The following is a 7,187-nucleotide window of genomic DNA, read 5'->3' as shown; positions in this document are numbered from 1 at the left end:
AGTTCGCTCAATTCAGTCATATTGGATTAGTCGTGAGAAAATTAATACGATACCACTGAATTGATGCGGACTTCTTTTTTTATTGTACTTTTTTTGTCGTGTACTGAAAGGCAGCCTGAAAACTCAAACTACCTGAAAACAATTATACCGAAAAAACTTATACATTAAATAAGAAATGAATCACATCGCCATCTTGCACAATGTATTCTTTGCCTTCGGCACGCATTTTGCCTGCTTCTTTGGCTTTGGTTTCGCCACCGAGCGCAATAAAATCATCATAAGCAATCACTTGGGCACGAATGAAACCGCGTTCAAAATCGGTGTGAATCACGCCAGCCGCTTGTGGGGCGGTGTCGCCTTTTTTGATTGTCCACGCGCGAACTTCTTTTACACCCGCCGTGAAATAAGTTTGCAAGCCCAGCAAATCATAACCTGCACGAATCAAACGGTTTAACCCCGGTTCTGCCAAACCCATTTCCGCCAAAAATTCTACTTTTTCCGCATCATCTAATTCCGCAATTTCGCTTTCCAATGCCGCGCACACCGCCACCACAGGCGCATTTTCTTTCGCGGCTAATTCTTGCAAACGCGCCAAATGGGGATTGTTTTCAAAGCCATCTTCCGCCACATTGCCGACATACATCGCAGGTTTTGCCGTCAATAAAAACAAAGGTTTAATCAACGCCATTTCTTCTTTGTCCAAACCAAAAGAGCGAACAGGCTTGCCTTCATTCAAATGCGGCAACAGTTTTTCCAAAATGGCGACCAGTTTTTGCGCGTCTTTGTCGCCTGCTTTGGCACGTTTGCCTTCGCGCAAAATCGCTTTTTCCACGCTAGCCAAATCCGCCAATGCCAATTCTGTGCCAATCGTTTCAATATCGGCAATCGGGTCAACGCGTCCTGCAACGTGGATAATATTATCATCGTCAAAACAACGCACTACGTTCACAATCGCGTCTGTTTCACGAATATTTGCCAAAAACTGATTGCCCAAACCTTCGCCTTTGCTCGCGCCCGCCACCAAACCTGCGATGTCCACAAATTCCACAATCGCAGGCTGCATTTTTTGCGGATTGACGATTTTCGCCAGTTCGTTCATGCGTGGGTCGGGGACTTCCACAATGCCCACATTCGGCTCAATGGTACAGAATGGGTAGTTGGCTGCTTCAATGCCTGATTTGGTTAAGGCGTTGAATAAAGTGGATTTTCCTACATTGGGTAAGCCGACAATGCCGCATTTTAAACTCATGATTTGTCTTTCGTTGAATAAAAATAAAGGGGGAATTTTAACACAAAGGCAGCCTGAAAATATTTTCGGGCTAAAACCTTTGTAAAACTCCTAAAATTTAATATTTAAAAAATTTTAATATTTTGAATTTTAATAAATTTATTTTTCAAAAAGTTCAAAAATGGGGTTTTGTAAAGGCTTCAGGCTACCTGAACAATTTTCCGTGCCCAAAAATACAATAAAGTAAATGGTAATGTAATCCACAACAAACCAGATAACAATTCATCTAAAAAACGATTTCTGTTATTTTGATGTAAAGTTAGAGTTTGTTTTGGCGACCACAAAACTTGCTTATCTACTTGTACCGATAAAATCTTTAATTGTTCATTAACTTGAAAAAAATAGGAAATATCTGCTGTTTTACCTGCATATTGATAAATATCTTGGCATAATAATTTATCCATATCATCATCTATTTCCATTTCGCAATTAAAACGCAAATTATTGATATTTAAGTAATAATGATAATTTTTTGCCCCACGACTACCATACGTAACTTCTTCTGTAACATTATCAGGAATAATACCTGAAGCCGAATGATGTGCCTGATGTCTTTCTATTCTGGATTGATTTTCTGCAAAATTGCTGTTTGCTTGCAAAACAGCAAGAATACAAGCAATTAAAGTAAAAATAGCCATAAAACGCGATTTCAAAGATTCATAATTAAATATGAATGCAATGAAATATAGATATAAAAAAGCAAAAAATGTCCCCCAATGGGCAGCAATAAAAGCATCTCCAAAAGGTAAAATAGCCAACAGTAAAAAAAGACCTGTCCTATCAAGCCATAATGAAATAATTGAATTCCAATTAAACGCATACTTTTCCAAATTAAAACAATTTGCCAATACATAACCATAAAAAGTAATAATGACAAAAGTAGACAAATTTTCAAAATTTAAAATTGGCAAAATGATGCCAAGGATTAAGACGATGAAAAACAATGTTTTCTGATTAAATTGCATCAATTATTCCTTTTAGGCTGCCTACAATACACGACAAAAATAACAGTAGGGTGCACCCTACATTTTTGCGATTGGAAAACTTGTCGTGTACTGTCAGGCAGCCTGAAACCTTATTTTTTCTTTTTAGCTGCTTTGGGTTTGCCAATCACGGTTTCAATTTCTTGGTGCGCCAATGCCAGTTTTTCGCGCAAAATCTTGTCCTGAATCGGCGCAACGGTTTGCATAAAATCAGGCATAAATTCCGCCATCACTTTGCCTTGTTTTTGCGTCATGCTTGCGCCTTCGGGCGTGCTTAAAAAGGCATTCATGGCGTCCACTTCGGCTTGCGTGTAGTGGCGTTTGGCGATTTTCAGGAAAGATTCAAACATCGCCGCCCGAATCAAGGCATTGCCCATGCTTTCTTGTGCGGCTTCATTGACATATTTTTGCACGATGGCTTTGATTTTTTGCGCTTTGTGGGCGGGTAATTTTTTTAAATCAGGGTCTTGGTCTAATGAATGTTGCAACATTTGCTCAATCGCGGTGGGCATGCCTGCTTCCATGTCTTTGAGACTTTGTTCAATATTCATCAGCGACATCATTTTATTAAGCGATTCATCGCTGGGCGTTTGCGCGAATGTGGGCGCGGCAAACAATAAAGTCGTAGCAAGAATTAAAACTTTGATTTTCATAATATAACCTTGTTTTATCTGAACATAAAAATAGCATTATGACACAAATTATTATTTTCAGGCTGCCTGTTTTTTATCAAACAGGCAGCCTGAAAACCAACTTTAATAAATAAATTCACGCACCCCTAAAGGTTTACGCCCCAATAATTTGGCAAAATCCGCATTGTCCGCGCATGAACCTTGTTGCAATAATTTCATGCTATTGGCACTCAAAAAGCCATTTGTGATGATATTGGTTAAGGGCAAAGTGGGCGCAATCAAAGCCATCGGAATGGGGATAATCGTCAATTTATTCTGTTTGTGATGAATGACTTGGCGCAAAGTCTGCAAATAATCCGCCAAAGTGTGTTGCGTTGCGCCCGTCATGTTCACAATCGCGCCATGTTCAAGCGGATTGTCCACCATATTCGCCAAACCTTCTGCCACATCAAACACATGCACGGGCTGAAAATCAAATTCGCCACCATTCGGCAATGCCCAAATCGGCATATTCGCCATTTTCAAAAATGCTTCGCAACTCTCGCCACCGCGCCCGAACACGACTGACGGTCGCCCAATATTCACGCTCAAACCGCTCGCGCACACCGCCACATCGCCACGCCCTTTGCTGCCCACAAACGGCACTTCATGCGCCGCGTCCGCGCCCAAAGCGGAAAGTTGCACCCAATGTTTCACGCCCAATTCATGCGCCCATTTTGCCAATTTGGCGGGCGTGTGATGATGGACGGTTTCCAAAACATCGGCATGGCGCGACATCACACCGACCGCGTTCACAATCACATCTTGATTTTGCAAAACTTGTTTCGCGTTGATTTCATTTAAATTCGTAAAATCAATTTCTTGCCGTGTGGCGATGTGAACGTGATGTCCGCGCTCGCGCAAAATCCGCACAATTTGTTTTCCAATGAAACCGCGTCCGCCAAAAATCAAAATATTCATTATATTATCCTTTAAAATCAAATGGTAAAATTTTTCAGGCTGCCTTTCAGTACACGACAAAAAATCATTTCCGTAGGTCGGGCATTCATGCCCGACCTACAAAATGTCGTGTACTGAAAGGCTACCTGAAAAAACAATTGCTTATTCTGCGATTGTTTCCGCTTTTTGCACCACGATTTTGCGTTCAGGCTGCCTGAAAGCTGTGCCGTTTTGCAACTGATAAATTTGTTTGCGAACCAAATACGCCAGCACCAACAGCAAACTCACGCCGCCAAAAATCGCCCAACGCAGCGAATACAAAACCGTCTGCCCCAAATTTTCCGCAAAACTCGGCACAAACAACAGCACACACAACAAAGGCAAAAACAGCGTCAGCCCCAAATACAGCCGTTGCCAAAACATCGCTGCAACTTCTTTCACGCCATCGCGCTCGTCATCGCACAGAAATCCCAGCGTTTTTTTCAAGGGCGCACTCAATAAAAACCAGCACACCAGACTGACTGCCAGCGCAATTGCCGCCATCACGATTAATTCAAAAACGTCCATAATTCAACTCCCAAATATTTGAAAAAATTAAAAATCATTTTTTACGCTGATGATACGGCACATTGCACACCCCATTTTCACATTTTGGCTTACCAATCAACCAAGTAGGGAAACGGTTACGGTTGCGCGCAAAAATTGGGTAAAACCAATCGGCAAGCTGTTTGGCAATCGGCAAATGCGTGATTTTGACAATCGTCCAATCGTCCAAACCGCGATGCACCAAACGCACCGCAGGCATGCCGCGCAACAAATTGCCGTCTTTGTCCAGCGCGTGCAGATAAGTCATCGCGTCCGCCACCGACACGCCCAGTTGCGCCAGCTTGTCTTCATTGCCCTGAATAGGGACGGTGTCGTATTCCACAGCTCGGCGGCTTTCGTTCAGCAACGCCATTTCTCGCGCACACAAAGGGCATTCGGCATCGTAGAAAATTTGGTGTTTCATATTTTAATTCCTTGTTTTATTATGATAAATTTGATTTTTTATTGCCATCCGCTAGGGTTTCAGGCAGCCTGAAATCATTTGCGGTAACACGTTCCGCTTTCGCAATCGGGTCGCCGCAACAGCCAACGCGGGATTTTGTAGCGATTTCGCGCAATATGCGGATAGCCCCAATCGCTCAACTGGCGCAAAATCGGCAATTTTGACAAGCGCACCCACGCCAACGTTTCGCTGTAAATCAGGCGCAGCGCGGGCATGCCGTTCAACACCATGCCATCGTTGCCAATGGCGTACAAATCGCGCATGGCTTGTTGTGGCGTAATACCATGTTGCAAAAGCAAATTTTCATTGCCTTGCACGCTCAATGGCTGGACGTGGTCGGCATTCGCGCTTTGCATACGCAAACTCACAGCACGCACACAGAGTGGACATTCGGAATCGTAGAAAAATTGATGGGGTTTCATGGGTTTATCCTTGTTTTTGAATTTTCAGGCAGCCTGAAAATGGGTTTGTAGGGTGCGTATCACGCACCAAAAAATCGGAAAATATCGGGCAATTCGGCTTACATCGGTTTCAGAACCATCAGAAAAAACACCGCCACCATCGCACAAAACGCAGGATAACCCAGCCATTCCCAAGCCATTTGATAACGCTTGTATTCAGTCGGTAACACATTTTCCCCTTTTGCATAAGCCACTTGCGCCATTTTTGCCATTTTGATTTGCAACCAAACCACAGGCAGCCAACACACCCCAGCCAGCGCATACAAAGCCAAAGTCCATTTAACCCACAGCCACGCGCCGTCCCAAGTAAAGGGCATACCCAACTGATTTAAAAGCCACAATCCCGACAAAGGCTGAAAAATCACCGCAGGCGTGGTAAACCACCAATCCGCTTTCATCACCCATTTGGCAACCACCGCTTGCGCCGCCACCGAGCCACTTCGGTTTGCCCAAAACAGGTAAAATGCTGTGCCAAAGCCCGTTCCCACCATCAAAACCGATGAAATGATGTGCAAGGTTTTGACGATTAAGTAAGTATTCATTTTTTTAACTCCTGTTTTTTCTGTTGAAACAGAAAGAATAAAATCGCCAAAATCGGCATATTTTTGATTAAAGGTGCAAATGGGTGCAACCACATTTCAGGCAGCCTGAACGCAATAATCACGCTGTACGCCAACACGGTTGCAAATTGAAACAAATAAAACAAAGGTTTGTTTTTTAATTGGGTCAAATAAGCGATTGCCAAAACCACGTCCAAACACGATGAAAAATAAAACACGCTTTTTTGCCAATCGGGTGGAATGCCCACTTGTGCCAATAAGTGCAATGACCATTCAGGTGCAAAAAGAATGGGTTGAATGCCACTCCACAGCCACAAAAAAGCCAATGAATAAGCCAAATACGTTTTCATTTTAAATTACCAAAATTTCTGTCAAAACAGAAATTAACAGTTAAAAAATTTTGCGGATTTTATTTTCAGACAGCTAGATTTCAGGCTGCCTGAAATAATGATGATTATTTAAAAAACAATTATTAACAACCACGAAATTTGTTACCAACAAAAAAATAATCCAAATCTGCACCATACACAGAAAAAGTATTAATCATAAACTCTTCTGAACTCATCAAGTTATCAAAAACGAGTGAATCTATGCTTAGTGGGTCATCATCCACACCAACCCCAAATAATTCAGGTAACATGGTTATGTAATATTCCAAGTTATGTAATACTTCAAATAGTTTACAAATAGAGTTTGGAAATACGCCCTGATGATTTCCTAATAAATACAAATCCAATTCGTCAGTAAATTGATAAGATTGGTTATTTAATTGACTAAAATTCAAAAATAATTCAGGCGTTAAATTTAATGTGCCTTTATAAGACACAATATCTCTATTAGTTATATAATAGTAGTCAATAATATCATTATTCTCTGTTTTGACAAATTGGATATTAAGATATTTGGCTAAATAATCAATAATCCATTTATCATAAGTTGGATAACAAAAAGCTGGATATTCATAATGAATTGCTAGACAGTCTTGTTGCGAATTCTTATCCTCTAAATTAATAAAGCTCCGTTCTTTCAAACAGTCTTGCAACCAGTTCTTTTCACCCAAATACACAAATCCATCTTTCTCCAAAGCCTCCAATTCCCAAATTCTCTCCAAAATATCTTTCGGAGCACAATTTATACGACCAATTTTATAAATATAAGTTTTGGATAATTGATTTTCTTGCAACTGAAAATATTGATTTGATTCAATATATTTTCTTATTTTTAGGGAGTTTCTTTGTATGTGCATTTTGTTACTCCGATTTCCAATTTGTCATTA

The 7,187-nt window shown here is 41.2% G+C and carries 10 protein-coding genes; all 10 read right to left on the bottom strand.

All coding sequences use genetic code 11. The features are described 5' to 3' along the window. Positions 1 to 157: 157 nt before the first annotated feature. The 10 genes from ychF to Q338_RS03620 all read right to left on the bottom strand — a co-directional run bounded on the left by ychF (position 158) and on the right by Q338_RS03620 (position 7,157). Positions 158 to 1,249 (bottom strand): redox-regulated ATPase YchF, encoded by a 1,092-nt coding sequence (gene ychF, locus Q338_RS03665; RefSeq protein WP_034292059.1) that lies wholly within the window; start codon positions 1,247 to 1,249, stop codon positions 158 to 160. Positions 1,250 to 1,428: 179 nt separating this feature from the next. Further along, on the bottom strand, positions 1,429 to 2,253 hold the full coding sequence (locus Q338_RS03660) for a hypothetical protein (RefSeq protein ID WP_034292057.1): 825 nt from the start codon (positions 2,251 to 2,253) through the stop codon (positions 1,429 to 1,431). Between the two features lie 110 nt (positions 2,254 to 2,363). Next, positions 2,364 to 2,924 (bottom strand): DUF2059 domain-containing protein, encoded by a 561-nt coding sequence (locus Q338_RS03655; RefSeq protein ID WP_034292056.1) that lies wholly within the window; start codon positions 2,922 to 2,924, stop codon positions 2,364 to 2,366. A 102-nt stretch (positions 2,925 to 3,026) separates the two neighbouring features. Then, positions 3,027 to 3,863 carry an NAD-dependent epimerase/dehydratase family protein gene (locus Q338_RS03650; protein WP_034292054.1) on the bottom strand — a complete coding sequence of 279 codons (837 nt, stop codon included), beginning with the start codon at positions 3,861 to 3,863 and terminating at the stop codon, positions 3,027 to 3,029. A gap of 141 nt (positions 3,864 to 4,004) precedes the next feature. Beyond that, positions 4,005 to 4,409, bottom strand: a complete 405-nt coding sequence (locus Q338_RS03645; RefSeq protein WP_034292052.1) for a hypothetical protein — start codon at positions 4,407 to 4,409, stop codon at positions 4,005 to 4,007. A gap of 34 nt (positions 4,410 to 4,443) precedes the next feature. Next, positions 4,444 to 4,851, bottom strand: a complete 408-nt coding sequence (locus tag Q338_RS03640; protein ID WP_034292050.1) for a thiol-disulfide oxidoreductase DCC family protein — start codon at positions 4,849 to 4,851, stop codon at positions 4,444 to 4,446. A gap of 74 nt (positions 4,852 to 4,925) precedes the next feature. Further along, positions 4,926 to 5,312: a thiol-disulfide oxidoreductase DCC family protein gene (locus Q338_RS03635; protein WP_034292048.1), complete on the bottom strand. Its 387-nt coding sequence runs from the start codon at positions 5,310 to 5,312 to the stop codon at positions 4,926 to 4,928. Positions 5,313 to 5,410: 98 nt separating this feature from the next. Then, positions 5,411 to 5,893, bottom strand: a complete 483-nt coding sequence (locus Q338_RS03630; protein WP_034292046.1) for a DUF2269 family protein — start codon at positions 5,891 to 5,893, stop codon at positions 5,411 to 5,413. Further along, positions 5,890 to 6,261 (bottom strand): DoxX-like family protein, encoded by a 372-nt coding sequence (locus Q338_RS03625; RefSeq protein ID WP_034292045.1) that lies wholly within the window; start codon positions 6,259 to 6,261, stop codon positions 5,890 to 5,892. The genes Q338_RS03630 and Q338_RS03625 overlap by 4 nt, the downstream gene beginning before the upstream one ends. A gap of 122 nt (positions 6,262 to 6,383) precedes the next feature. Next, the gene (locus Q338_RS03620; protein WP_034292042.1) at positions 6,384 to 7,157 is read right to left on the bottom strand and encodes a hypothetical protein; all 774 of its coding nucleotides are present in this window, start codon (positions 7,155 to 7,157) and stop codon (positions 6,384 to 6,386) included. Positions 7,158 to 7,187 lie beyond the last annotated feature (30 nt).

Origin of the sequence: Alysiella crassa DSM 2578 (genome assembly GCF_000745955.1) — a bacterium.
In the GTDB taxonomy this organism is placed as follows: domain Bacteria; phylum Pseudomonadota; class Gammaproteobacteria; order Burkholderiales; family Neisseriaceae; genus Simonsiella; species Simonsiella crassa.
The sequence above is the reverse complement of the archived record's forward strand: the minus strand, read 5'-3'. Positions and strand labels throughout refer to the sequence as shown.

Bases quoted from the DNA above. Each gene is read 5' to 3' on its own strand.
- Q338_RS03660 (WP_034292057.1), bottom strand. From the start codon at position 2,253: ATGCAATTTAATCAGAAAACATTGTTTTTCATCGTCTTAATCCTTGGC.
- Q338_RS03640 (WP_034292050.1), bottom strand. From the start codon at position 4,851: ATGAAACACCAAATTTTCTACGATGCCGAATGCCCTTTGTGTGCGCGA.
- Q338_RS03635 (WP_034292048.1), bottom strand. From the start codon at position 5,312: ATGAAACCCCATCAATTTTTCTACGATTCCGAATGTCCACTCTGTGTG.
- Q338_RS03645 (WP_034292052.1), bottom strand. From the start codon at position 4,409: ATGGACGTTTTTGAATTAATCGTGATGGCGGCAATTGCGCTGGCAGTC.
- Q338_RS03625 (WP_034292045.1), bottom strand. From the start codon at position 6,261: ATGAAAACGTATTTGGCTTATTCATTGGCTTTTTTGTGGCTGTGGAGT.
- ychF (WP_034292059.1), bottom strand. From the start codon at position 1,249: ATGAGTTTAAAATGCGGCATTGTCGGCTTACCCAATGTAGGAAAATCC.
- Q338_RS03655 (WP_034292056.1), bottom strand. From the start codon at position 2,924: ATGAAAATCAAAGTTTTAATTCTTGCTACGACTTTATTGTTTGCCGCG.
- Q338_RS03620 (WP_034292042.1), bottom strand. From the start codon at position 7,157: ATGCACATACAAAGAAACTCCCTAAAAATAAGAAAATATATTGAATCA.
- Q338_RS03650 (WP_034292054.1), bottom strand. From the start codon at position 3,863: ATGAATATTTTGATTTTTGGCGGACGCGGTTTCATTGGAAAACAAATT.
- Q338_RS03630 (WP_034292046.1), bottom strand. From the start codon at position 5,893: ATGAATACTTACTTAATCGTCAAAACCTTGCACATCATTTCATCGGTT.